The organism is Asanoa sp. NPDC049573, from assembly GCF_040676615.1.
Lineage (GTDB): Bacteria > Actinomycetota > Actinomycetes > Mycobacteriales > Micromonosporaceae > Asanoa.
Window position 1 is genome coordinate 646,538 of sequence record NZ_JBFAPI010000002.1, and the last position, 22,285, is coordinate 668,822.

Sequence of the window (22,285 nt, forward strand, 5' to 3'; positions counted from 1 at the left end):
AGACGACATTTCTCGGGAGGGAGCCCGGCCGGGGCGGGGACAGCCGGCCGCGCTCGGCGGCCGGCAGGGAGGGGCCCCCGCCCGGCGACGTGTCCGCTTAGCGGCCGGCCTTCGCGTGGTATTCGTCGACGATCTCCTGCGGGATCCGGCCCCGGTCGGAGATGTCCTTGCCTTCCTTCTTGGCCCAGGCGCGAATGGCCTTGTTCTGCTCGCGGTCAGCGGCAGCCCCGCCGCGACCACGTGCCGCGCGACCGCCAACGACGACCCCGCCCCGACCCACCTTCGAGCCGGCCGCCAGGTAGGGCGCGATTGCGTTCCGCAATTTGTCGGCGTTCTTCTTCGAGAGGTCGATCTCGTACTGAACACCGTCGAGGGCGAACTTCACCGTCTCGTCGGCGTCGCCTCCGTCGATGTCATCGACCAGCTTGTGAATGATCTGCTTTGCCACGGGCCGTCCTTTCGCGTGGTCCCTCCCACAAACAAGAGCACAATAGCTCGTTCGCCGCGCGATCGGTCAATAGGACGGCGAAATCAGCACCGAGTCTTGCTCTTTCCTTAAAACGTGGCCCCGGATCCCGGCGCCACGATTACCGATTGGGCAACAGAGCGTGGTTGATTCGCGCCGTCGCGGTGAACCGGGACACGATCCATCGGCCCGTCCCACGCAACCCACGTCGCGAGTTGTTGTTAGGCGCGTCACGCTCTGATCGGAATCTCGTGGATCGGACTCGAACGCATCGAACGCCCGCTCGCGATGATGAGCAGGCACCGACACCGTGGGTCACCGAACGGCTGGCCGCAATCGCACCGATCCATTGACAGTGCTCGGATCGGTGGCCGTCACATTGCCGTCGGTCACGAATAAGTGCGCTAGCCTCAGGCGCGATGGACGCCAAGAAGAACAACGCGCTCTCGTTCGGCGCAGTGGCCGCGCGCTACGACCGTTTCCGCCCGTCGTATCCGCGAGCGGCCATCGAATGGGCGGTCGGCGGCCCGCCACCGAGCCGGGTGGTCGACCTCGGTGCCGGCACCGGCATCCTGACCCGAGGCATGATCGCGTCCGGTTACACCGTGACCGCCGTCGAGCCTGACCCGGAAATGCGCGCCCAACTGGCCGCCGCCACGCCGGACCGAACAGCGTTGGCCGGCAGCGCGGAAGACATTCCATTGCCGGACGGAAGCGTCGACGCGGTCGTCGCGGGTCAGGCCTACCACTGGTTCGACCCGGACGTGGCGCATGCCGAGGCGGCCCGGGTGCTGCGCCCCGGCGGCTATTTCGCCGCCATCTGGAACCTGCGTGACAGTCGGGAACGATGGGTCGCCGCGCTCGACCGGATCGCTCGCTCGGCGGGTGACCAGGAACACGACCGGCCGGTCTCGTTCGGTGCGCGGTTCGACGCCGTACAGGTTCGCGAATTCGCACACGAGACGTCGCTCACGGGTGCCCAACTGGTGGAAATGATGACCACCCGGTCCTATTACCTGACCGCCGGCGCGGCCGAGCGGAAACGCTTCGAGGCGGCGCTCACCGAACTCGTGGAGACGCATCCCGACCTCGCCGGCCGGGATTCGTTCACGCTGCCCTACCGCACGTGGGTCTACCGGGCGTCGACGTTGCGCTCGTAGACCATCCGCAGGCCGATCAGCGTGATCATCGGCTCGTGGTGGGTGATCGTGCGGCATTCGCCGAGCACCACCGGCGCCAGCCCACCGGTCGCGATGACCGCCTTGACCGAACCCAGCTCTTCGGTCATCCGCTCGACGATCCGGTCGACCTGGCCGCCGAAGCCGAAATAGAGCCCGGACTGAAGGCATTCGACGGTGTTCTTGCCGATCACCGAACGCGGCTTGGTCGCTTCGACCTTGCGCAGTTGGGCGGCGCGGGCGGCCAGCGCGTCGAAGGAGATCTCGATGCCCGGCGCGAACGCGCCACCGAGGAACTCTCCCCGCGCGCTGATCACGTCGAAGTTGGTGGTGGTGCCGAAGTCGACCACGATCGACGGACCACCGAAGAGGGTGTACGCCGCCAGGGTGTTGACCACCCGGTCGGAGCCGACCTCCTTCGGGTTGTCGATGGCCAGTTGCACACCGGTTTTCACACCGGGCTCGACAATCACATTGGGCAGGTCGCCGTAATAGCGGGCGAGCATCGTGCGCAACGAGCGGAGTGCGGCCGGCACCGTCGAGCACGCGGCCACACCGCTGATCTCCACCGCGTCACCCGCCAGGAGGCCGCGGAACATCAGACCGAGTTCGTCGGCGGTGGATCGGGCGTCGGTCTTGATCCGCCAGTTGTGCACCAACTTGTCGCCGTCGAACGTGGCGAGCACCGTGTTGGTGTTACCGATGTCGATGCACAGCAGCATGTGGTGTCAGCTCCGACTCAGGTGCGGCGGACGAAGATCGAGTGCGATGTCCAAGATAGGTGACGAATGCGTCAACGCCCCTACGGAAAGGTAGTCGACGCCGGTGGCGGCGTACGCCGGTGCGACCTCCAGGGTGAGTCCGCCGGTGGCCTCGAGCTCGGCGCGGTCGCCGACCGCGGCGACCACCTCCCGCAGCACCGCGGGTGACATGTTGTCGCAGAGCAGGAACGAGGCACCGGCCTCGACCGCTTCGGTGGCCTCCTCGACCGTGGTCACCTCCACCTGAACGGGCACGTCGGGGAACGCCGCCCGGACCCGGCGGAAGGCCTCGGCCACGCTGCCAGCGGCCAGCTTGTGGTTGTCTTTGATCATCGCGACGTCGAACAGGCCCATCCGCTTGTTGGTGCCGCCGCCGGCCCGCACGGCGTATTTCTCCAGCGCGCGCAGGCCCGGCGTGGTCTTGCGGGTGTCGAGCACCATCGCCTTGGTGCCGGCCAGCGCGTCGGCCCAACGCCGGGTGTGCGTCGCCACCCCGGAGAGGCGGCTGAGCAGGTTGAGCGCGGTGCGCTCGGCGGTGAGCAGGGTGCGGGTGGGCCCGGTCACGCTAGCCAGCAGGTCACCGGCCGAGACCCGGTCGCCGTCGCGGGCCTTCAGAACGATCTCCGGGAGGTCGGGCCCGGCGAGGGCGAACACCGCGGCCGCCACCGGCAGCCCGGCGACCACGCCGTCGGCCCGGGCCACCACGTCGGCGGTGTCGACCTGCTCCACCGGGATCGTCGCCTCGCTGGTCACGTCGCGGTGCTCGGGGCCGAGGTCTTCGTCGAGCGCGGCGCGCACCACCTGCTCGACCGCGTCGGGGTCGAGACCCTTCGCACGCAGGTCGTCGGTGATCCACTGCGGTAGCATCACGCCTCCCAGGTCAGTGTCGGGGTCCCGGTGCCGTCGAGGGCGGGAAAAAGGTGGCCCAACCACTCGGGGCGGGCCGCCGGATGGTCTTCGCGCCAGTGGCAGCCGCGCGTCTCCTCGCGGGCCGTGGCCGCCGCGACCAGCGCCGCGGCCACCGTCACCAGGTTGGTCGCCTCCCAGCTCGCGGTCGTCGGCCGGCCCCTGGTGGCGCCCAGGCCGACGATCGTTCCGGCGGTCGCGGCCAGCGACTCGGCCGAGCGGAGCACCCCGGCCCCGCGGGTCATCGCCCGCTGCAGCGCCGGCCGGACGCCCGGGTCGAGCACCCAGGCGTCGGCCTCGGCCGGCACCGGCTCAGACTGCTCGGGAAGGTCGGCGGCGATGTGGTCGGCGATCCGCTTGGCGAACACCAGCCCCTCCAGCAACGAGTTGCTGGCCAGCCGGTTGGCGCCGTGCACGCCGGTGCAGGCAACCTCGCCGCAGGCGTAAAGCCCCGGAATCGAGGTGCGGCCGTGCAGGTCGGTGCGCACGCCGCCGCTGGCGTAGTGCGCGGCGGGCGCGACCGGGATCGGCTCGGTGGCCGGGTCGACGCCGGCCGCCAGGCACGACGCGACGATGGTCGGGAACCGCTGGGCCAGGAACTCGCCGCCGAGGTGCCGGGCGTCGAGGAAGACGTGGTCGGTGCCGTTGGCCAGCAACACCCGGTGGATGCCCTTGGCGACCACGTCGCGCGGCGCCAGCTCGGCCAGCTCGTGCTGGCCCACCATGAACCGCTTGCCGTCGCCGTCGACCAGGTGCGCGCCTTCGCCGCGCAAGGCCTCACTGACCAGCGGCTGCTGGCCCCGGGCGGTGTCGCGCAGGAACAACGCCGTCGGGTGGAACTGCACGAACTCGATGTCGGTGACCTCGGCGCCGGCCCGGATCGCCAGCGCGACGCCGTCGCCGGTCGAGACCACCGGGTTGGTGGTCGACGCGAACACCTGGCCCATCCCGCCGGTGGCCAACACGACGGCCCGGGCCATGATCGAGCCGACCCCGTCTTCGGTGCCCTCGCCGAGCACGTGCAGGGTGATCCCGCAGGCCCGGCCGGCGGCGTCGGTGAGCAGGTCCAGCACCAGCGCGTGGTCGACCACCCGGATCCACGGGTCGCGCCGCACGGCCGCGTGCAGCGCCCGCTGCACCTCGGCACCGGTCGCGTCGCCGCCCGCGTGCACGATCCGGTTGGCGTGGTGGCCACCCTCGCGGGTGAGCATCAGCGAGCCGTCTTCGTTGCGGTCGAACTCGGCGCCCAGGCGCATCAGCTCGCGGACCCGGATCGGGCCCTCCTCGACCAGCACCCGCACCGCGGCCGGGTCGCAGAGCCCGACGCCGGCGATCTCGGTGTCGACGGCGTGCGCCTCCGGGGTGTCGAAGGGGTCGAGCACCGCGGCGATGCCGCCCTGTGCCCAGCGGGTCGAACCGTCGTCGATGTTTTCCTTGGTGACCACCGTGACGTGCCGGCCGGCCTCGCGCAGGTGCAGCGCCGCGGTCAGCCCGGCGATGCCGGAACCGATGACCAGCACGTCGGTCGACTCGACCCAGCCCGGCTCCGGGCCGGCGAGGCGACGGGGCAACTCCGGCAACTCCGCGACACGGGGGTCCATCCATTCAGTGAACCCCGTCAGATCATCAGATGTCCGCCCTGAGCCGCCAAACTGTGCTGCGGCTAACTCGGCAGGCCGATGTTGGCCGGAAAACCCTTCTCGCCGACGCCCTTGACCGAGGCGGTCAGCGGCCGGAACCGGATCCAGGCGAAGCACCGCACACCCCGGTCGCCCATCGCCCAGGTGGCCTTGTCCGCCAGCACCGGGATGTAACCGGTCCGCGCGCCGAACCCCGGCTCGTAGGGCATCTTGACGTAGGCCGCGATGGTCTTCAGGCAGCCCTCGTAGAACGGCACGTAGTCGCGGTCCTTGACCGGGTAGGGCACCTTGCCGGGCGCCGTCCACACGCCGGCGAACTCGCCCTCGTGCTTGACGTCGCAGGGGCTGGCGGCGACGGCGTCCACGTTGCTGCGCTTGTCGAGCTTGACCAGCGCGCAACCGAGCCGCAGCGGCGCGTCGGGGGTGGCCAGCGCGCCCTCCAGGCTGCCCGAGCGCTCGGCGACCTTGGCGTCGGGTCCGACGCCGGTCAGCTCGACCAGGTCGCAGCGGTACCAGCGCTGGCCGGCCGCCCAGGCCGACGCCGAGGGCACCACCAGGTCGAGCCGCAGTCGCGCCGTGCGCCAGTCGGCGCCGAGCACGGTCGCCGCTTCCTTGTCGCACTCGCGGAAGGCCGCGGGCACCGCGCCGGCCGGCAGCGCCGCCGCCGTGACGCCGGCGAACTCTCCGGTGTGGACGGTCTCCGCCTCGTGCGGCGCGGCACAGTCGACGGTGCCGGCGAGTGTCTCGGCCGTGCGCGGCCCGGCCTGCTGGTGGCAGCGCGGCGGCGCCGGTGTGGCCGCGACTGGCGCGACGGCCGACCCGTCGCCTCCGCCGGCGTCGGCCGTGCCGCACGCGGCACTCGCGAGGACCAACACCATGACCGCTGGCATCCAACGACGCATCGCGTCCTCCCCACGGGCGCCGGGCGTTGCGTTCAGGCACCTAAGCGGAGCACATTGGAACGTCGGAGCGCAACCGCCTGGTCACGCCAGGTTATCGATCAACCAAGATCGATCGGGGCGTTGTCGATCAGCCGGGTGCCACCGACCCGCGCCGCGACCAGCATCCGGGCCGGGCCGTGACCGGGCGGCGGCCCCAACTCGGGATCGAGCAGCACGAGGTAGTCGAGGTGCACGTCGGTCGTACCGTCAGCGAAGACCTGATGTGCCGCGGCCAGCGCTCCGTCGGCGTCGGCGCCGCGCACCGCGGCGGACGCACCCGCCCGCAGGGCGCCGGAGAGCCGCAGCGCCGCGACCCGCTCGGCCTCGGTCAGGTAGCGGTTGCGGCTCGACAGCGCGAGCCCGTCGGCCTCGCGCACCGTCGGCACGCCGCGCACCTCGATCGGCAGGTTGAGGTCGAGCACCATCCGGCGGATCAGGGTCAGCTGCTGGTAGTCCTTCTCCCCGAAGAACGCGAGGTCGGGACGGACCAGGTTGAAGAGCTTGAGCACCACGGTCAGCACGCCGTGGAAGAACCCCGGCCGGCTGGCGCCCTCGAGCAGTTCGCCGAGCGGGCCCGGGTTGACCCGCACGTGCGGCTCGCCGCCGGGGTAGACCTCGTCGCGGCCGGGCGCGAACACCAGGTCGACGCCGGCCCGCCGGCACATCTCCAGGTCGGCTTCCATCGTGCGCGGGTAGCGGTCGAAGTCTTCGTTGGGTCCGAACTGGAGCGGGTTGACGAAGATCGTCGCGATCACCGAGTCGGCATCGGCCCGGGCCGCGCGCAGGAGCGCCTCGTGCCCGGCGTGCAGGGCGCCCATGGTCATCACGACCGCGACCCGACCGGGCAGTGCGGCACGCGCCTCGGCGAGCGCCTCGCGGGTGTCGACCAGTTTCATGCCACCCGCTCCGGACGGTCGCTGGCCAGCACGTCGAGCAGCGCCTCGGCGTCGCGGGGGCGCAACCGGCCCGCGGCGATGGCCCGGTCCGCGGCCCGCCGGGCCAGGGCGACATACGCGGGTACGGAGTCGGGCGCCGTGCGGGCCAGCGCCTCGAGGTGGCGGGCCACCGTGCCGGCGTCGCCGCGGGATACCGGCCCGGTCAGCGCGCCGTCGCGCATCCGCAGCGTGTTGTCGAGCGCCGCGTGCAGCAGCGGCCCGAGCACCTTCTCCGGGTAGACGACGCCGGCGTCGCGCAGCCGGTCCATCGCCTCGTTGACGAGCGTGACCAGGTGGTTGGCACCGTGCGCGAGGGCCGCGTGGTAGAGCGCCCGGTCGTCTTCGGCCACCCACTCGGGGTGGCCACCGAGATCGTTCACGAGGTCTTCGGCGAACGCCTTGAGATCGACCGGCGCGGTGATCCCGTAGGAGATCCCCGGCAGCCGATCGAGATCGGCGGCGGTGCCGGTGAAGGTCATGGCCGGGTGCAGGGCGAGCGGCCGGGCGCCGGCGATCGCGGCCGGCCCGAGCACGGCGAGCCCGTGCGCGCCGGAGGTGTGCAGCACGACCTGGCCGGGCCGCAACGCGCCGGTGCTCGCCAGCCCGCTGACCACGCCCGTCAGGGCGTCGTCCGGAACGGCGATGACCAGCAGGTCGGCGGCCTGCGCGACCTCGTGGGCGGGAAGGACGGCGGCGCCGGGCAGCAGGCGGGCGATCCGGCCCTTGGCCGCGGCGGAGACACCGGAGGCGGCGACCACCCGGTGGCCGGCGGCCTCGAGGGCGGCACCGAGGACAGCTCCGACCCGACCGGCGCCGATGACGCCGACGGTGAGCGGCCCCGTCGAGGGGTGGCGCGGCAGTGCGCTCATATTGATCCAGTCCTCGTCAGGTTAGGTACCGGTCAACATCAAGTATGCGATCCGGAAACAGATCGGACACAGCTTGTGTGAAGACTTTCACGGGCGGTTTGAACCCCGTCTAGGCTTCTCGGGTGCGCTGGTCCACCGCGATGTCCCGCGCCCTCTACGGCCCACCTGGGTTCTTCGTCTCGGGCGCCGGCCCGGCCGGGCACTTCCGCACCAGCGCCAACGCCTCCCCGGTCCTGGCCGAGGCCGTCCTACGCCTGCTGACCAGGGTCGACACGGCGCTCGGTCGCCCCGACCGGCTGGATTTCGTCGATGTCGGCGCCGGCCGCGGCGAGTTGCTGACCGGCGTGCTGGCGCTGGCCCCGACATCCTTGCGCGACCGCCTCCGGCCGCTGGCCGTCGAGTTGGCACCGCGGCCCGCCTTCCTGCCCGACGAGATCGACTGGCAGGACGCCCTCCCGGCCCGGGTGACCGGCCTGTTGATCGCCACCGAATGGCTCGACAACGTGCCCCTGGACGTGGTCGAGGGTGACCGCTACGTCGAGGTCGAGCCCGCGACCGGCGCCGAGCACCCGGGCGAACCGATCGACCCGCCCGACGCCGCGTGGCTCGACCGCTGGTGGCCCTTGCTCTGCACCCCTGTGGGAAGCGGCGTCGGTGACGCCGCTTCCCACAGGGGTGACGCCGCTTCCCACGAGGGTGCAGAGCAAGGGGGTCGGCGGGAGGTGGGGCGGCCTCGGGACGAGGCGTGGGCCGGGGCGGTGGGCGCGGTCGAGCGGGGGTTGGCCGTCGCCGTCGACTACGGGCATCTCGCCGAGGCGCGGCCTTTTGACGGGACGCTCACCGGGTATCAGGGCGGGCGACAGGTGGCGCCGGTGCCGGACGGCAGTCGGGACGTGACGGCGCACGTCGCCGTGGATTCCGTCGCCGCGGCGGGGGCGGCGGTGGCCGGGCGCGCGTACACACTGATCACGCAGCGGCAGGCGCTCAAAGCGCTCGGGGCCGACGGCCGCCGGCCACCGATCGGCCTGGCCGGTTCCGATCCCGCTGGTTACGTGCGGGCGCTGGCGGCGGCATCCGCCGCGGCCGAGCTGCTGGCGCCGGGCGGGCTGGGCGATCACTGGTGGTTGCTCCAGCCGGTGGGTATCGACGACTGGACGTGGGACGATGGCCGGCATGTCGGATCTCCGTGAGGTGACCGTCGGCACCGGTGCCGGGCTCGACACCGCCGACATGGTGCTCAACATCGGACCGCAGCACCCGTCGACGCACGGCGTGCTCCGGCTGCGGCTCGTGCTCGACGGTGAGCGGGTGGTCTCCTGCGAGCCGATCGTCGGCTACATGCACCGGGGCGCGGAGAAGCTGTTCGAGGTGCGCGACTACCGGCAGATCATCGTGCTGGCCAACCGGCACGACTGGCTCTCGGCCTTCAGCAACGAACTCGGCGTGGTGCTCGCCGTCGAGCGGCTGATGGGCATCGAGGTGCCGGAGCGCGCGGTGTGGCTGCGCACCGCGCTGGCCGAGCTCAACCGGGTGCTCAACCACCTGATGTTCCTCGGCTCCTACCCCCTGGAGATCGGGGCGATCACGCCCGTGTTCTACGCGTTCCGCGAGCGCGAGACGCTGCAGACGGTGATGGAAGAGGTCTCCGGCGGCCGGATGCACTACATGTTCAACCGGGTCGGTGGCCTCAAGGAAGAGGTGCCGGCCGGCTGGACCAAGCGGGCCCGCGCGGCCATCGGCGAGGTCCGCCGCAGGATGCCCGACCTCGACAACCTGATCCGGCGCAACGAGATCTTCCTGGCCCGCACGGTCGGCGTGGGCGTGCTGACCGCCGAGCAGGCGGCGGCCTACGGCGCCTCCGGGCCGGTCGGTCGGGCCTCCGGCCTCGACCTCGACCTGCGCCGCGACGAGCCCTACCTGGCCTACGGCGAGCTGTCGGTGCCGGTGGTGACGCGCACGGCCGGCGACTGCCACTCGCGGTTCGAGGTGCTGCTCGACCAGGTGTACGCGTCGCTCGACCTCGCCCAGGAATGCCTCGACCGGGTCGACCAGCTCACCGGGCCGGTCAACGTGCGGCTGCCGAAGGTGGTCAAGGCGCCCGAGGGGCACACCTACGCGTGGACGGAGAACCCGCTCGGCATCAACGGCTACTACCTGGTCTCGCGCGGCGAGAAGACGCCGTGGCGGATGAAGCTGCGGACCGCGTCCTACGCCAACGTGCAGGCGCTGACCACGCTGATCCCCGGCTGCCTGGTGCCCGACCTGATCGCGATCCTCGGCTCGATGTTCTTCGTCGTCGGCGACATCGACAAGTGACCTACCGCCAGCGGTCGTCGCCGCCGCGGTCGTCCTCCTCGTAGTCGCCGCGGCGCCAGTCGTTCTCGGCTGCGGGCAGGGCGCGGCTGGACGACCACTCGTCGCGGTCCTCGTCGCGGCTCGACCCATACGCGCTGCCGCCCGTGCCGTACGTGCTGCCGCCCGTGCCGTACGTGCTGCCGCCGGAGTTGGCCTGGCTGCCGGACCAGGCATCGGCATACCAGGCATCCGGGCCGCGACCGCCAGCGCCGCCGCTGGCCCGCTCGTCGTCGCGGCGGACCGCCGCCCAGCGGTCTTCGATCCGGTATTCGGTGCCCGACTCGTCGGCGCGCACGGACGCGCGGCGCTCGCCCACCCGCAGCTCACGGCCGCGGTCATCGGCCCGGACGGAGGCCCACCGGTCGCCGGCCCGGGCCGAGGACCACTGGTCGGCGTAGACGGGGTCGGCGTCGCGCTCGATCGCGGGCCGGTCGCCGCGCAACTCGCGCAGCCGCCGGTCGGTGAACGACTCTTCCCGGTCGCCGGCCGGCCGCGGCTCGGTCCACGAACCCGGCGGTTCGTCGTCGGCCCGGCTGCGCCGCCCCGCGTAGCTCTCGTAGGTCGGGGCCGCCGGGCTCTCGTCCTGGCCGCGCCGACCGCCGTAGGTGCCGGCGGAGCGGTAGTCAGGACCACTGTCGGCATAGATGTCGCCGGTGCCGTAGCCGCCGCGCCCGTCGACAACCGTGTGCCGGGTGGTGACCTGGACGGTTTCGGTGTGCCGGACCACGCCACCGGCCGTGCGCGCCCGCGGCGGGGTGGCCGCGCCGCGCCCGTCGGCCGGTGCGCCATAGGTGCGCGCGGACGACGCCATCGCCGGCTCGTCGTCGGCCGCCGCCTCGCGCCCGTAGCCGCTGTCGTAACCCCGCCCGGCGGAGTCCCGCCCGTAAGTGGCGCCTGCGGCGCCCGGCTCTCGGCCGTAGCCGGCCGCCGCCGGCTCACGCCCGCCGGCCTCACGCCCGAAGCCGGCCGCCGCCGACTCCGGCCCGAAGCCGGCCGCCGCCGGCTCCCGCCCGAAACCGGCCGCCGCCGGCTCACGCCCGCCAGCCTCACGCCCGTAGGTGGCCGCCGCCGGCTCACGGCCGCCGGCCTCACGCCCGTAGGTGGCCGCCGCCGGCTCACGCCCGTAGGTGGTGGGTTCGCCGCGTCCGTAGGTCGCGCCCTCGCGCGCCGGTGCGCCGCCGTATCCGGCCGCGGTGCCCGGTTGCGCGGGGATGCCGGCCGCCGCTGGCCGGGCCGCGCCGCGTTGGGCCTCGAGTTGGGCGCGCAGCGCGTCGACGGTCTGCTGGAGGGCCTGGACCTTCTCGCCCAGGGAGCGGTGGGTGGCCCGCGCCGCGGTCTCGATGTCGCGGCGGACGTCGCTCTGCAACTCGTCGATCTCGTCGGCGACCAGGTCTTCCAGGTCGGCCCGGACCGAGTCGGTGTCGCCGCGCAGCCCGATCGAGAGTCCGATGAGGACGACCGAGAGCACGGCCAGCACGGCGGCGATCCGCAGGGGGCCGTTGCCGTCGGCGATGAGGAGCAACCCCATCGCGAGCGGTGCCAGCCCGATGCCCGCCCAGAACAACAACTTGAGCAGCGGACGGCCCCGCGGCTCTTCGTCGTCGCGCGTCGGCATGGGTCGGAAGCCTACCTAGACATCCGGAGCAGCGGAATGGCTTGCCCGACTGCCCGGTCGGCCGATGCGGTCAGCACCAGCCTGGTGACCCGCGGTTACCCCGCGCGGCCGGCACCCGGCTTCCCGGGTGCCGGCCGCGCGGGAACCGGTCAGGTGGTGGCGAGGTCGCCGTCGGAGGACAGCACCAGGCCGACACTGATCGCGCCGGTGCGCAGCGCGTTCTTGGTCTGCGGGCCGCCCGCGTCGAGCGAGCTGAACTTGCCGGCGTTGAAGTTGTAGGTCGCGACCAGACCCTGCTGGCACTTGGGTCGCTGCGGGCACTCGGGCGGGCCGCCGAGGATGGTGGCCGAGCCGGAGCACTTGTCGGCGAGCTGCGACAGCGTGGTCACGCCGTATTTGTCGGAGAACTCCTTGGTGACGGCGAACGCGTTCTGGTCTTGCGCCGCCGACGGCTCGCCGAACGTGATGCCGACCTTGTCGCCCAGCGGCCGGAGCGCGGCCATCGTCGTGTTGATGTCGGGCGAGGAGAGCGGCTGCGCGTTGGCGCCGTTGACCTTCGTGTTGAGGAAGTCGAGCGCCGAGGCCGCGTATTCGGGAACGACCTGGACGTCGCCCTTCTCGAGCGCCGGCTCGTAGAGCTCACGGTTGCCGATCTGCTGCACCGTCACGTTGTAGCCGGCAGCGGTCAGCACGATCTTGTAAAGCTCGCCGAGCGTCTCGTTCTCGCTGAAGTTGGCCTCGCCGACGATGATGTTGCCGCCGGGGCCCTTCTGGATGCCGGCGGTCAGGTTGTTGGCGGTCGCGAACTCCTGCGCGGCCACCGCGGGCGTCTTGCGGTCGACGTCGACGGCGCGGTTGAGCTGGATCAGCTTCGGGGTGTCGAGCGCCTGGGCGACCTTGTTGGTGGCCGCCACGACCTGGGGACTGGCCGCCTTGGTGTTGATCGCAGCGACCACGTTGTCGCTGTTTTGGAGCTTTTTGTCGTCTTGCAGGACGACGAGTTGCTGGCCGGCCACCGGAGCACAACCCGCACCCCCGCCAGTGGCCGCCGGCGCCTGCGCGCCGGATGAGCCGGCGTCACCGCAACCCGCAAGAAGACCAGCCGCGAAGAGGGCTCCTGCCGCCCCCACCGCGAGCCGTGAAACTGCGCGCATAATGCCCGCCTTCCGTGTCCCGGCGCGACCCCATCTGGGCCGGCCGCGTGTCCGACGGACGGAGGGACAAGCTTCCCGTCCGCGATTTCTCACCCAACATGTTGTCAGTGGGGACCGACAAGAAAGTGAGGATGTTGTCACTGAATTGTCACTGTCGCGTAGTCGTGCCCCAACCGTCCGAAGCACCGAACTGGGACTTTATCCGCGACGGCGGTAATTAGCAGGGCAAACTGCTCAGGCGGCGCCGGTGGCGATGGTTTCCCGGTCGGCCCGCCGCCGCGCCGGGCGCAACGGCGCCGGCGTCGCCAGCCGCTCGACCAGGGCCAACGCACCCTCCACCAGCAACGCCAGGGCCGCCACCAGCACGCCGCCGGCCAGGATCTGCCCACCCGCGGCCGAGATGCCCAGGCCGAAGCCCTCGGCGATGATCTGGCCGAGCCCACCACCGTTGACATAGGACGCGAGCGCCGTCGTCGCGACCACCTGCACCGCCGCGGTGCGAAAACCGGCGGCCAGATAGGGCACGGCCAGCGGCAACTCGACGCGACGCAGCAACTGCCAGCCGGACAGGCCCATCCCCTTGGCCGCGTCGCGGGTTTCCGGGTCGACCTGTCGTACGCCGGTGTAGGCGTTGGCCAGCAGCGGCGGTAACGCGAACACCGCCAGTGCCACGATGATCGGCGGCTTGCCGAAGCCGAGGAAGGTCAGCGGCAGGATGGTCAGCAGCGCGATGGTCGGGATCGCCAGCGTCAGGTCGGAAAGCAGCACCACCAGGCCACCGCCGCGGCCGGTGTGGCCCAGCCAGATGCCCAGCGGCCAGGCGACCAGCAGACCCAGCCCGACGGCGGCGCCGGAAATCGTCAGGTGCTCCCCGAGCCGGTCGAGGATCCCGCCCGAGTTGGTCCAGTTGAGCGGGTCGTTGAGGTAGACCCAGGCCTCCTGCACGACGTTCATCGGGCTCTCCTGCTCCAGGGCGTGAGCGCCCGTCCAGCGAAGATCAGGATCAGATCGAGCACCAGCGCGAGCAGCACGCACAGGATCGTGCCGGTGGTGATCTGGGCCTTGAAGAAGTTGTTGCGGAACCCGCCGAGGATCAGGTTGCCGAGGCCGCCCTTGCCGATCAGCGCGCCGATGGTGACCAACGCCACGGTCGAGACCGTGGCCAGCCGGACGCCGGTGAGCAGGCCGGGCAGCGCGAGCGGCAGGTCGACGCGCAGCAGCCGGCCCCAGCGGGAGTACCCCATGCCGGTCGCCGCTTCCTGCGCCTCGCGTGGCACCTGGTTGAGCCCGGCCAGCGTATTCCGGATGATCAGCAGCAGGGCGTAGAGGACCAGCCCGATCAGCACCGAGGTCGACTTGGTCGGGCCCACCGCGGGTGCGATGAAGGCCAGCAGCGCCAGCGACGGGATGGTGTAGAGCACGCCGGACAGCGCCAGGATGGGCCCGCTGAGCGGGCGGTACCAGTAGGCGACCACGGCCAGCGGCACGGCGACGACGATCGCGACGGCCACGGCTTCGGCCGTCAACGTGACATGCTCGCCAAGAGCGTCAAGGATGGTGCTCGAGTTGGTCCGGATGTAGTCCCAGGAGAACCAGGGATTGGCGGCATCCTGATACGCCAGGTCGCGGAGGGACATAGGTGGACGCTACCCCGGAGGGCGGTGCGAGCGCGCCGGCCGATCGCAAGGCCGCGCCTATCGAGCTGCGGGACGTGCGCAAGCAATACCCCGACGGCACGGTGGCGGTCGACAAGCTGAGCCTTTCCGTCAACGCGGGCGAGCTGGTCGTGCTGATCGGCCCGTCGGGCTGCGGCAAGTCGACGGTGCTGCGCATGATCAATCGGCTGATCGAGCCGACGGCCGGCCAGATCCTGATCGACGGCGAAGACGTCACCACCACCGACGCGGTGCGACTTCGCCGGCGCATCGGGTACGTCATCCAGAACGTCGGCCTGTTTCCACACCAGACGATCCACGCCAACGTCGGTACGGTGCCCCGCCTGCTCGGCTGGCCCAAGCAGCGGACCCGGGCCCGCGCCGACGAGCTGCTCGACCTGGTCGGCCTCGACCCGGCGCGCTACGGCAAGCGCTACCCGCACGAGCTATCCGGCGGTCAGCGCCAGCGGGTCGGCTTCGCCCGGGCACTGGCCGCCGACCCCGTCGTACTCCTGATGGATGAGCCGTTTTCCGCCGTCGACCCGATCGCCCGCTCCGGGCTGCAGCGCGAGTTCCTCCGCCTGCAGGCCGAGGTGCGCAAGACGGTCGTGCTGGTCACCCACGACCTCGACGAGGCCGTGCGGATGGGCGATCGGATCGTGGTCCTCTCCCAGGGCGCCCACCTCGAGCAGTTCGGCACGCCGGCGCAGTTGCTGGGCGAGCCGGCGTCGCCGTTCGTGCGCGAGTTCGTCGGGAAGGACCGCGGCATCCGCCGGCTGGCCGTGATGCCGGTCACCGAAGAGATGCTGAGCCCGACCGCGGCGGGGCCGGATCGGTTACCGGCCGTCGAGCTGGGCATCTCGCTCTACGACGCGCTCGCGGCGATGCTCGTCGCCAACGCCGACTACGCCGAGGTCAAAGACGGCGACCGTACGGTCGGCCTGATCAGCCGGCACCGGATCCTGAGCATCGACTACCCGGCCGAACAGGCCGAGGACCCGTCGGGGGAGTGACGGGTCCTCGGCTGGTCGGGCGGAGTCAACTTCGAGTGCCGCGCCACCCGCCGAGGGTGGCGATGCCGATGATCCAGCCGACGAACAGGCCGTAGGTGGCGCCCTGGCCAGCCGCGTTGAACGCGCCCAGCAGCGACGGGTTGCTGCGCACCAGCGCGGTGATCAGACCGGCGAACGCGCCGGCGAAGACGTACGAGCCCCAGCCGGCGAAGAACTGGCTGAGTGTGCCCCGGGCCCGGGCGAGTTGGCTGCCGGGCAGCAGATAGAGAAAGAGCGCCGTGAGCACCACGACGAGGATCGCGCGCAGGTCATCGGCGAGCACGTCCTGGAGCGAGTCGCTGGAGTCGAACCGCCACGCCGGGTAGCTGAGCAGCCGGAGGAACCAACCGCCGGCCGTCTTGTCGGTGTAGTGCTGGTTGACCCAGTCGCGATACCAGGGGCTACCGAAGACCAGCACCAGGACCAGGGCAGCGATGGTGCCCGATCCGGTAGCGGTCTTGTACCGGTTGGTGAGAGCCATGGCGCCGTAATTCCCGGTGGAATCCGGCGGCGAAACCTACGCGAATGATATGCATCGATTTGTCTGATGCCCGCGCCGACCTACTTCGCGGAGTCGTGCTTGAGCAGGTAGTCGATGAACTTCGCGCGCAGCAGCGGCTCGTCGTCGCCGAAGTCGTGCCCCTCGAACTCCCGGAACAGGGCGAACCACTCGTCGACGGTCGGCCCGACCGTGTTGAACGCGCCGTCGAGGCTCGCCGCGGTCTCGGCGTCCGGCAGGTGGCGCACCACGTCCCAGTAGAACCCCACGTCGAGGTGCTTGCGCGCGACATGGAACGCCCGCTCGCGCAACTCCTCGGTGGACAGGGCGTCCAGCGCGGCGAACTCCGGCGATTCGGTCATGATCCGAGCGTAGCCCGCCGCGCGGGCCGCCGCCCGTGCCGGGTCAGCGGTCTCCGCCACTCCACCGCTCGGTGTCCCAGGTGTCGGCCCGGCTCTCGGTGGGCTGCGCCGGCAGTGTCGACGACCACGAGTCGGTGCGCTCGCCGATCGGCCCGCGCGGCGCCACGGCCGGCGCCGGTGTGGTCTGCCACGGAGTGTCGTCGATGCCGGCCGACTTGGGCCGCCCGAACGTCTCCACGAGCCTGGTCACCACGAGCCCGAGCGCGACCGCCCCGGCACCGAGCACTGCGGGCGTGATGTCGTTCCAGCCGCGCTCCGCGACGTAGCGCTGGCCGACGACCAGCAGCGCGACCGCGAACACGGTGCCGAAGATCCCACCCCGGCGTCCGTACGCACTGGTGCCGCCGACCAGCGCCGCGCCGACCGCGAGGCCGGTCCACTCGAGCCCGCTGGTCGGCACGACCGGGCCGTCGCTGCTGGCGGCGATCAGCACGCCGGCGCCGGCCGCGAGCGGCATCGAGACGGCGATGGCGCCGCCGGTGAGCGCCGCGGCGACGGGGCCCCGGCGCCGGGCCGGGTCGGCGACCGGGCGGAACCGGCCGACCGCGCGCCGGACCGACTTGACGGTGCCCAGGAGCCCGCCGAGGACGAGCACGACGGCGACGCCGGCGAACAGGTAGAGCGCGTGGTTTGTCGGGTCGTAGCCGCCCTGCACGTTGACCGGCGCGGGCCGGCGCTCGATGAAGACCAGGGTGCCGAGCGCCGCGGCGAGGCTGGCCGCCCAGCCCGGCACGTGGAAGATCACCACGACGAGACCCACCACCAGGCCGAGCACCAGGGCGGCGACCGTCGCCTGGGCCAGCGTGGGCACGATGCCGCGATCGCCGTTTTCGGCGAAATGCAGCGCCGAGGCCACCGCGACCGGGCCGAGGGCGAGGTTGACCGCACCGGCGCGCAGCGTCAGGCCGGCGCCCATCGCGAGCAGTCCGAGCGCCGCGCCCGCGACGAGCAGTTGTTCGAGCGCGTTGCCGCGTAACGCTCCGGAGTCTTCGCGGATCAACAGGTAGCCGACGCCGCCGACCGCGAGCAGGAGGACGACCTCCCAGACGATGTGGAACGCCAATCGGTCGCGGCCGGGCTCGCCGTGCGCGGGGTCGTCGAAGACGTCGTCGAGCACCGCCGCCGGAACGCTCTGCCGCCCGGGGTCGGTGGTGTCCGGCCCGTGCAGGTCACCTACGCCGAACTCGCCCGGCGGATAGTCGTCGCGGTAGTCGCCCGGACCGCCCGCGTCGAAGCCTTCGCCGTCGCGTCGCCGGTAGATCGATTCGTCGTAGCCCATCAGGTGCGCGCCTTCCTACCATTCGCACGCACCCTAACCGCGCCTATGCCCGGACGTCACCCCCTGTGCACAACGGGCAGCACGGGTCAGGGATGAGTCGAGCGGGCGTCGTCGTCCTTGTTCTCGTCTTCGTCGTCGCGCTTGGGCACCCGGCAGGCGCGTTCGAGCAGCAGGGCGGCGATGACCAGGATGATCGACCCGACCAAGCCGCCGATCGCGGCCGGCAGATCATGCCGGGCCGCATCGGTGTGCTTGAAGATCAAAAAGATCAACAGGCCGGCGAAGAACCCACCGAAGATCGAACCAACCAGAGAAGAAGCCTTGGCGAGTACGGCGAAGCGGGCCACCGCCAGCGGGTCGACCGCCGGGTGGCCGGGCTTGCGCTGGATCCGGGCCCGGGTGTTGAGCGCCAGATAGCCCTCCAGCACGCCCAGGCCCGCCAGCACGGCGGTCGGCGACCAGGGCAGGTCGGGCAGGCTCGCGTAGGTCATGCTGACCAGCAGCCAGGCCAGGGCGGCGGCCACCAGTGCGGCCAGCACCAGCGTCGCCGGTTGGGTCGGACCCATCCGGGGCCGGTGCGGCCCGGGGCCGCGCGAGGGAGACTGCTGGCTCATCCCGCCGACTGTATCCGCAGATCCGGTCGGGCACGCACCGCCGCGACGTCGCCTACCACCGGCTCCGCCCGGAGCAGGTCGGCGATCCGGCCGTGGCCGGGCAACCGGGCATCGGGATCGAGGTCGGCCCACGGCCGGAGCACGAACGCGCGCAGGTGGGCCCGCGGGTGCGGCAGCGTCAGCACCGGGTCGTCGCTCCGCACCGGTCGGCCGCCGGCGTCGAACACGACAATCACGTCGATATCCAGCGTACGGGGGCCGAATCGCCTGTCCGGGTCGCGTACCCGACCCTCGGCGGTCTCGATCGCCTGTGCCCGGTCGAGCCAGTCGCGTGCCGTCGCGGCGTCGTCCTCCACCAGAGCGACGAGGTTGAAATAGCTCGGCTGGTCCGGATCGCCCCACGGCGGGGTTTCATAGATTGTCGACACCGATTCGAGTACGGGTGTCAGTTTTTCGATGGCGGCCGTCAGGTGGGCCAGCCGGTCACCGAGGTTGCTGCCCAGCGAGAGCACCGCCCGGGTCAGCGCTCCGCCCTCCCCCGCCGCAGGCGCACCGCGACGTCGGCGAACTCGTGCGGGATCGGTGCGTGCGGCTTGTGCACGGTGACCGTCGCGGTCTGCACCCGTTCGTCTTCGAGGCAGACCTCGACCAGCCGGTCGGCGAGCGTCTCGATCAGGTCGACCGGCTCGCCGGTGATCACCTGGACCAATCGGCCGGCCAGCACCCCGTAGTCGACGGTCTTGGTCAGGTCGTCGTCTTTGGCGGCCGCGCTCAGGTCGAGGTCCAACGCCACGTCGACGAGGAAGTCCTGCCCCTCCGCGCGCTCGGCCGGCAGCACGCCGTGCCGGCCGCGGGCCCGCAGCCCCTTGAGGGTGATCCGGTCAGCCACTGTGTTTCTCCCCCGGTTGAGCCAGCCGCGGGCGGCCGCTGGCCCGCCACACGGCGATCGCGTCGACAGTCTCGCGCACCTCGTGCACCCGGACGCCCCAGGCGCCGGCCGCGACGGCGAGCACGCTGGTCGCGATCGTGGCCGCGGTGCGCTCGTCGACCGGGCGGGGCGCGCCCTCGGGCCCGGCCAGCAGGCGGCCGAGGTAGGACTTGCGGCTGGCGCCGAACAGCACCGGATAACCCAGCGAGACCAACTCCGGCAGCCGGGCGGTGAGCTGCCAGTTGTGCTCGGCGTTCTTGGCGAAACCGAGGCCCGGGTCGATCACGATCTGGTCGGCGGCCACCCCGGCGGCGAGCGCGTCGTCGATCCGCTGGCTCAGTTCGGCGCGTACCTCGGCCACCACGTCGTGGTAGTTCGCCAGGTCGGCCATCCGCCGCGAGTGCCCACGCCAGTGCATCAGCACCCACGGGCACCCGGCGCCGGCGACCACCTTGGCCATGTCGGGATCGGCGAGGCCGCCGGAGACGTCGTTGACCACCGTGACGCCCGCGTCGAGCGCGGCCGCGGCGACGGTCGCCCGGGTGGTGTCGATGCTCATCGGGACGCCGACGGTGGCCAGTTCGCGGATGACCGGCAGGACCCGGGCCGCCTCGGTCTCCGGGTCGACCCGCTCGGCACCCGGCCGGGTCGACTCGCCGCCGACGTCGACCAGGTGGGCGCCGTCGCGACGCATGGCCAGGCCGTGCTCGACCGCGGCCGCCAGACCGCCGCCGGCGTCCGTGGAGAAGTAGCGCCCGCCGTCGGAGAAGGAGTCGGGCGTGACGTTGAGGACGCCCATCACCACCGGGTCGGGCGACCGCAGCAGATCGACCACCTGTAGACCGTACCGTCTCGATTTTCGAACTCGTGTGCCACGGCCGCCACACCGGGCACGGGGGCCACACCGGGCCCATTCTTCGTAGCTTGTTCGAAGCAGGGAGCCGCCGTACGCTTTGCAATTGCTAATGATTCCGGCGCCAAGACGGAGGAGACGGGCCGAAAGCGGGACAAAACACCCGAGTATGAGACACCGTTAGCGGTGAGCGCACAACACCCGGGCTGCCGGACAAGACGTACGACGAAACGTCACCCGAAGGCCTGACAATCACAGTGCCGCGGCTCCGCCGGCCGCTCGGCACCGGGGAGGTTTTTCCGATGATCGCCATTGAGCTCGTCCAGCAGGCGTGGGGCGCGTCCGCGCAGGCCGCCTCGGGCGTGCTCGCCCACGTCATCGCGGGTGAGGCAGACCCCAAGGGCATCGACACGCAAAACATCGTCAGCTTCTTCGCTGGCAAGGTGGCGCCGATCCTGCTCGCGGTGCTTGGCGTGATCTTTATCGGGCGCGCGAGCAAGGGCGAGGTCAGCAAGGTTCTGACCAGCTCCGCCATCGCCATCGTCGGCCTGGTGTTCATCGCGGGCGCGGCGACGCTGTTCTTCGTCGGCGACTTCCTGATCCAGCTGATCTTCGAATAGGCCGCGGGGCACGAGATGCGGCTGCGCACCGACGACGACATCTACCGGGCCCGCCTGGTCTACCTGGGCCCGCCGGGATACACGCTTCCCGTCCACCTGCCCTACGCGCAATACGGGCTGTTCATGCTTCTCGTGCCGCTCTATGTGTTCATCCACTGGCTCTTCACGCTCAGCGTCGACCTGTTCCCGGCCTGGGAGATCGCGCTGGCCATCGTGACGACCTCGTTCATCTTCCGCCACGTCGACCCCGACCGGCCGGCGCGAGTGGTGATCCGCACCGCGCTCACCGACTGGCGCCGCACCCGCGAGCCCGCCGTCGAGCAGCGCGACCCACGTCTGGTGGCAACCAAGATCCGGATTCGCGAGGAGCTGGTATGACCCGGCACCCCCAGCCCGTCCGGCAGACCACTCGGCCGTCACCTGGTCGAAAACGAGGCGCGTTCGCGGAACGGAGCGAGGTCCTCGCATGAATCGACCGGTCCCGCCGGAGCCCCGTCCGGCCGACACGCAGTCCGAAAGCAGCGGTCACCGTCAGCGATCAAGTGACTACCCTGCGACGGATCTTGATGAGGATCGCACGGATAACGAGCTGGTGACCACGCCCGGGCACGGCTCGGTCGCGGTCTTCCAGGCCCCGGGCCCAGTGCGGCCGCGGCCGGCCGACGAGCGCGGCCGCGCGGTGCCGGCCGGGCGCCGACCCGGGCCGCCGCCGGACGCCGACATCGACTCGCCCTTCCTCGACCTCTTCGGTGGCGCGGCGCATTCCCAGCCCGCGCCCGCCGGCGAGCCGGCCGAAGGCCGACACGCGGCCAACGGCGGCGGGCCGCACCCGGTCGAAGCCGGGCGGGCGCTGCCACCCGGCACCGAGCCGCCGCTCTTCCCGGGCGACGAGCTCCCGCCACCGCAATACCCCACGATCAGCGACCCGTTCCCCAACGGCGGCGACCCTTCGCGCCGCACCGGCGGCAACGACCGGGACGCTCGCGTGGCCGCACGCCGAGCCGGCGACGCGGGGCGCCGCGGCATTGCCGAACCGCCCGCTTCTCCGCGCCGAAGCGACGACCCGGCCGCGGTTCGCGGTGGTGTCGACCCAGGTGCGCGCGGTGCCGGCCGCTCCGGTCACGGCGACCAGCCCGCGCTGCCCGGTGGTGTCGACCCAGATGCGCGCGGTGCCGGCCGCTCCGGTCACGGCGACCAGCCCGCGCTGCCCGGTGGTGTCGACCCAGATGCGCGCGGTGCCAGCCGCTCCGGTCGTCACGACGATCCGGCCGCGCTGCGCGATGGTGTCGAGCCGGCAGGCGCCCGCAGTGGCGAGTGGTCGGGTCGCGGTGCTGACGAGTCATCGGGCGCCCGCGATGTGCAGCGGTCCAGCAGCGGTGACGACGAGCGCGTCCAGCGTGGCGTCGAGCGGGCTGGCTGGTCCAGCCGCGGTGACGACGAGCCCGTCCAGCGTGGTGTCGAGCGGGCTGGCTGGTCCGGCCGCAGTGACGACGCGCCGGTCCACCGGGGCGGTGTCAAGCCGGCGGGCAGCCGCGACGCCGAC

26 protein-coding genes are annotated in these 22,285 nt (G+C 71.8%); 6 read left to right on the forward strand and 20 right to left on the reverse strand.

What is annotated here, in order from left to right; all coding sequences use genetic code 11:
- Positions 1-97 precede the first annotated feature (97 nt).
- Entirely contained in the window at positions 98-448 is a 351-nt protein-coding gene (locus AB0J74_RS06655) for an Lsr2 family protein (protein WP_089255811.1), read from the reverse strand.
- Positions 449-885: 437 nt separating this feature from the next.
- On the opposite strand from AB0J74_RS06655, the gene AB0J74_RS06660 reads away from it, so the two are divergent.
- Positions 886-1,626 carry a methyltransferase domain-containing protein gene (locus AB0J74_RS06660; RefSeq protein ID WP_363445365.1) on the forward strand — a complete coding sequence of 247 codons (741 nt, stop codon included), beginning with the start codon at positions 886-888 and terminating at the stop codon, positions 1,624-1,626.
- Here AB0J74_RS06660 and AB0J74_RS06665 read toward each other — a convergent pair.
- The 6 genes from AB0J74_RS06665 to AB0J74_RS06690 all read right to left on the reverse strand — a co-directional run bounded on the left by AB0J74_RS06665 (position 1,599) and on the right by AB0J74_RS06690 (position 7,696).
- Positions 1,599-2,366, reverse strand: a complete 768-nt coding sequence (locus AB0J74_RS06665) for a type III pantothenate kinase (RefSeq protein ID WP_363445367.1) — start codon at positions 2,364-2,366, stop codon at positions 1,599-1,601. The two genes, AB0J74_RS06660 and AB0J74_RS06665, sit on opposite strands and share 28 nt — an antisense overlap.
- Before the next feature lie 6 nt (positions 2,367-2,372).
- Entirely contained in the window at positions 2,373-3,272 is a 900-nt protein-coding gene (gene nadC / locus AB0J74_RS06670) for a carboxylating nicotinate-nucleotide diphosphorylase (protein ID WP_363445369.1), read from the reverse strand.
- Positions 3,272-4,912, reverse strand: a complete 1,641-nt coding sequence (locus AB0J74_RS06675; RefSeq protein WP_363445371.1) for an L-aspartate oxidase — start codon at positions 4,910-4,912, stop codon at positions 3,272-3,274. Before AB0J74_RS06675 ends, nadC begins: the two co-directional genes overlap by 1 nt.
- Before the next feature lie 62 nt (positions 4,913-4,974).
- Positions 4,975-5,853 carry a septum formation family protein gene (locus AB0J74_RS06680; protein ID WP_363445373.1) on the reverse strand — a complete coding sequence of 293 codons (879 nt, stop codon included), beginning with the start codon at positions 5,851-5,853 and terminating at the stop codon, positions 4,975-4,977.
- A gap of 98 nt (positions 5,854-5,951) precedes the next feature.
- Positions 5,952-6,788 carry a pantoate--beta-alanine ligase gene (gene panC, locus AB0J74_RS06685; RefSeq protein ID WP_363445374.1) on the reverse strand — a complete coding sequence of 279 codons (837 nt, stop codon included), beginning with the start codon at positions 6,786-6,788 and terminating at the stop codon, positions 5,952-5,954.
- Complete coding sequence (locus tag AB0J74_RS06690) at positions 6,785-7,696, reverse strand: DUF2520 domain-containing protein (protein ID WP_363445376.1); 912 nt, start codon at positions 7,694-7,696, stop codon at positions 6,785-6,787. The genes panC and AB0J74_RS06690 overlap by 4 nt, the downstream gene beginning before the upstream one ends.
- A 140-nt stretch (positions 7,697-7,836) precedes the next feature.
- Here AB0J74_RS06690 and AB0J74_RS06695 point away from each other — a divergent pair, with 140 nt between their 5' ends.
- Positions 7,837-8,886 carry an SAM-dependent methyltransferase gene (locus AB0J74_RS06695; protein WP_363445492.1) on the forward strand — a complete coding sequence of 350 codons (1,050 nt, stop codon included), beginning with the start codon at positions 7,837-7,839 and terminating at the stop codon, positions 8,884-8,886.
- A complete protein-coding gene (locus tag AB0J74_RS06700) occupies positions 8,861-10,012 on the forward strand; it encodes an NADH-quinone oxidoreductase subunit D (protein ID WP_363445378.1) in 1,152 nt (383 codons plus the stop codon). The genes AB0J74_RS06695 and AB0J74_RS06700 overlap by 26 nt, the downstream gene beginning before the upstream one ends.
- A gap of 1 nt (position 10,013) precedes the next feature.
- On the opposite strand, the gene AB0J74_RS06705 is transcribed toward AB0J74_RS06700, so the two are convergent.
- The 4 genes from AB0J74_RS06705 to AB0J74_RS06720 all read right to left on the reverse strand — a co-directional run bounded on the left by AB0J74_RS06705 (position 10,014) and on the right by AB0J74_RS06720 (position 14,457).
- Complete coding sequence (locus AB0J74_RS06705) at positions 10,014-11,666, reverse strand: hypothetical protein (protein ID WP_363445379.1); 1,653 nt, start codon at positions 11,664-11,666, stop codon at positions 10,014-10,016.
- A gap of 149 nt (positions 11,667-11,815) precedes the next feature.
- Positions 11,816-12,820: a glycine betaine ABC transporter substrate-binding protein gene (locus tag AB0J74_RS06710; protein ID WP_363445381.1), complete on the reverse strand. Its 1,005-nt coding sequence runs from the start codon at positions 12,818-12,820 to the stop codon at positions 11,816-11,818.
- A gap of 234 nt (positions 12,821-13,054) precedes the next feature.
- Positions 13,055-13,774, reverse strand: a complete 720-nt coding sequence (locus tag AB0J74_RS06715; RefSeq protein WP_363445383.1) for an ABC transporter permease — start codon at positions 13,772-13,774, stop codon at positions 13,055-13,057.
- Positions 13,771-14,457, reverse strand: coding sequence for an ABC transporter permease (locus AB0J74_RS06720; protein ID WP_363445385.1), 687 nt, complete (start codon positions 14,455-14,457; stop codon positions 13,771-13,773). Before AB0J74_RS06720 ends, AB0J74_RS06715 begins: the two co-directional genes overlap by 4 nt.
- A gap of 59 nt (positions 14,458-14,516) precedes the next feature.
- Between AB0J74_RS06720 and AB0J74_RS06725 the strand changes: the two genes are divergently transcribed.
- Positions 14,517-15,488, forward strand: coding sequence for an ATP-binding cassette domain-containing protein (locus tag AB0J74_RS06725; RefSeq protein WP_363445494.1), 972 nt, complete (start codon positions 14,517-14,519; stop codon positions 15,486-15,488).
- A 25-nt stretch (positions 15,489-15,513) separates the two neighbouring features.
- On the opposite strand, the gene AB0J74_RS06730 is transcribed toward AB0J74_RS06725, so the two are convergent.
- From AB0J74_RS06730 to folP, 7 genes are all read right to left on the reverse strand, one after another.
- The gene (locus AB0J74_RS06730; protein ID WP_363445387.1) at positions 15,514-16,008 is read right to left on the reverse strand and encodes a hypothetical protein; all 495 of its coding nucleotides are present in this window, start codon (positions 16,006-16,008) and stop codon (positions 15,514-15,516) included.
- A gap of 80 nt (positions 16,009-16,088) precedes the next feature.
- The gene (locus tag AB0J74_RS06735) at positions 16,089-16,388 is read right to left on the reverse strand and encodes a hypothetical protein (RefSeq protein ID WP_363445389.1); all 300 of its coding nucleotides are present in this window, start codon (positions 16,386-16,388) and stop codon (positions 16,089-16,091) included.
- A gap of 43 nt (positions 16,389-16,431) precedes the next feature.
- Positions 16,432-17,727: an ABC transporter permease gene (locus tag AB0J74_RS06740; RefSeq protein WP_363445391.1), complete on the reverse strand. Its 1,296-nt coding sequence runs from the start codon at positions 17,725-17,727 to the stop codon at positions 16,432-16,434.
- Between the two features lie 86 nt (positions 17,728-17,813).
- The gene (locus tag AB0J74_RS06745; RefSeq protein ID WP_363445393.1) at positions 17,814-18,341 is read right to left on the reverse strand and encodes a DUF3180 domain-containing protein; all 528 of its coding nucleotides are present in this window, start codon (positions 18,339-18,341) and stop codon (positions 17,814-17,816) included.
- The gene (folK, locus tag AB0J74_RS06750; RefSeq protein ID WP_363445496.1) at positions 18,338-18,865 is read right to left on the reverse strand and encodes a 2-amino-4-hydroxy-6-hydroxymethyldihydropteridine diphosphokinase; all 528 of its coding nucleotides are present in this window, start codon (positions 18,863-18,865) and stop codon (positions 18,338-18,340) included. Before folK ends, AB0J74_RS06745 begins: the two co-directional genes overlap by 4 nt.
- Complete coding sequence (folB, locus tag AB0J74_RS06755; protein WP_363445395.1) at positions 18,862-19,230, reverse strand: dihydroneopterin aldolase; 369 nt, start codon at positions 19,228-19,230, stop codon at positions 18,862-18,864. The genes folK and folB overlap by 4 nt, the downstream gene beginning before the upstream one ends.
- Positions 19,223-20,104 carry a dihydropteroate synthase gene (gene folP, locus AB0J74_RS06760; protein ID WP_363445397.1) on the reverse strand — a complete coding sequence of 294 codons (882 nt, stop codon included), beginning with the start codon at positions 20,102-20,104 and terminating at the stop codon, positions 19,223-19,225. The genes folB and folP overlap by 8 nt, the downstream gene beginning before the upstream one ends.
- A 320-nt stretch (positions 20,105-20,424) precedes the next feature.
- Between folP and AB0J74_RS06765 the strand changes: the two genes are divergently transcribed.
- Both AB0J74_RS06765 and AB0J74_RS06770 read left to right on the forward strand, forming a co-directional pair.
- Positions 20,425-20,742, forward strand: coding sequence for a hypothetical protein (locus AB0J74_RS06765; protein WP_363445399.1), 318 nt, complete (start codon positions 20,425-20,427; stop codon positions 20,740-20,742).
- Between the two features lie 15 nt (positions 20,743-20,757).
- Positions 20,758-21,120: a hypothetical protein gene (locus AB0J74_RS06770; protein WP_363445401.1), complete on the forward strand. Its 363-nt coding sequence runs from the start codon at positions 20,758-20,760 to the stop codon at positions 21,118-21,120.
- A gap of 160 nt (positions 21,121-21,280) precedes the next feature.
- Here the strand turns inward: AB0J74_RS06770 and AB0J74_RS06775 are convergent, their stop codons facing one another.
- Both AB0J74_RS06775 and AB0J74_RS06780 read right to left on the reverse strand, forming a co-directional pair.
- Positions 21,281-22,000 carry a hypothetical protein gene (locus AB0J74_RS06775; RefSeq protein WP_363445403.1) on the reverse strand — a complete coding sequence of 240 codons (720 nt, stop codon included), beginning with the start codon at positions 21,998-22,000 and terminating at the stop codon, positions 21,281-21,283.
- An 81-nt stretch (positions 22,001-22,081) separates the two neighbouring features.
- Positions 22,082-22,246 carry a hypothetical protein gene (locus tag AB0J74_RS06780; RefSeq protein WP_363445405.1) on the reverse strand — a complete coding sequence of 55 codons (165 nt, stop codon included), beginning with the start codon at positions 22,244-22,246 and terminating at the stop codon, positions 22,082-22,084.
- Between the last annotated feature and the right edge of the window lie 39 nt (positions 22,247-22,285).

Excerpts from the sequence above, each read along its gene's own strand:
- AB0J74_RS06660 (WP_363445365.1), top strand. The coding sequence starts at position 886 with ATGGACGCCAAGAAGAACAACGCGCTCTCGTTCGGCGCAGTGGCCGCG.
- AB0J74_RS06665 (WP_363445367.1), bottom strand. The coding sequence starts at position 2,366 with ATGCTGCTGTGCATCGACATCGGTAACACCAACACGGTGCTCGCCACG.
- nadC (WP_363445369.1), bottom strand. The coding sequence starts at position 3,272 with ATGCTACCGCAGTGGATCACCGACGACCTGCGTGCGAAGGGTCTCGAC.
- AB0J74_RS06675 (WP_363445371.1), bottom strand. The coding sequence starts at position 4,912 with ATGGACCCCCGTGTCGCGGAGTTGCCGGAGTTGCCCCGTCGCCTCGCC.
- AB0J74_RS06680 (WP_363445373.1), bottom strand. The coding sequence starts at position 5,853 with ATGCGTCGTTGGATGCCAGCGGTCATGGTGTTGGTCCTCGCGAGTGCC.
- panC (WP_363445374.1), bottom strand. The coding sequence starts at position 6,788 with ATGAAACTGGTCGACACCCGCGAGGCGCTCGCCGAGGCGCGTGCCGCA.
- AB0J74_RS06690 (WP_363445376.1), bottom strand. The coding sequence starts at position 7,696 with ATGAGCGCACTGCCGCGCCACCCCTCGACGGGGCCGCTCACCGTCGGC.
- AB0J74_RS06695 (WP_363445492.1), top strand. The coding sequence starts at position 7,837 with ATGTCCCGCGCCCTCTACGGCCCACCTGGGTTCTTCGTCTCGGGCGCC.
- AB0J74_RS06700 (WP_363445378.1), top strand. The coding sequence starts at position 8,861 with ATGGCCGGCATGTCGGATCTCCGTGAGGTGACCGTCGGCACCGGTGCC.
- AB0J74_RS06705 (WP_363445379.1), bottom strand. The coding sequence starts at position 11,666 with ATGCCGACGCGCGACGACGAAGAGCCGCGGGGCCGTCCGCTGCTCAAG.
- AB0J74_RS06710 (WP_363445381.1), bottom strand. The coding sequence starts at position 12,820 with ATGCGCGCAGTTTCACGGCTCGCGGTGGGGGCGGCAGGAGCCCTCTTC.
- AB0J74_RS06715 (WP_363445383.1), bottom strand. The coding sequence starts at position 13,774 with ATGAACGTCGTGCAGGAGGCCTGGGTCTACCTCAACGACCCGCTCAAC.
- AB0J74_RS06720 (WP_363445385.1), bottom strand. The coding sequence starts at position 14,457 with ATGTCCCTCCGCGACCTGGCGTATCAGGATGCCGCCAATCCCTGGTTC.
- AB0J74_RS06730 (WP_363445387.1), bottom strand. The coding sequence starts at position 16,008 with ATGGCTCTCACCAACCGGTACAAGACCGCTACCGGATCGGGCACCATC.
- AB0J74_RS06735 (WP_363445389.1), bottom strand. The coding sequence starts at position 16,388 with ATGACCGAATCGCCGGAGTTCGCCGCGCTGGACGCCCTGTCCACCGAG.
- AB0J74_RS06740 (WP_363445391.1), bottom strand. The coding sequence starts at position 17,727 with ATGGGCTACGACGAATCGATCTACCGGCGACGCGACGGCGAAGGCTTC.
- AB0J74_RS06745 (WP_363445393.1), bottom strand. The coding sequence starts at position 18,341 with ATGAGCCAGCAGTCTCCCTCGCGCGGCCCCGGGCCGCACCGGCCCCGG.
- AB0J74_RS06765 (WP_363445399.1), top strand. The coding sequence starts at position 20,425 with ATGATCGCCATTGAGCTCGTCCAGCAGGCGTGGGGCGCGTCCGCGCAG.
- AB0J74_RS06770 (WP_363445401.1), top strand. The coding sequence starts at position 20,758 with ATGCGGCTGCGCACCGACGACGACATCTACCGGGCCCGCCTGGTCTAC.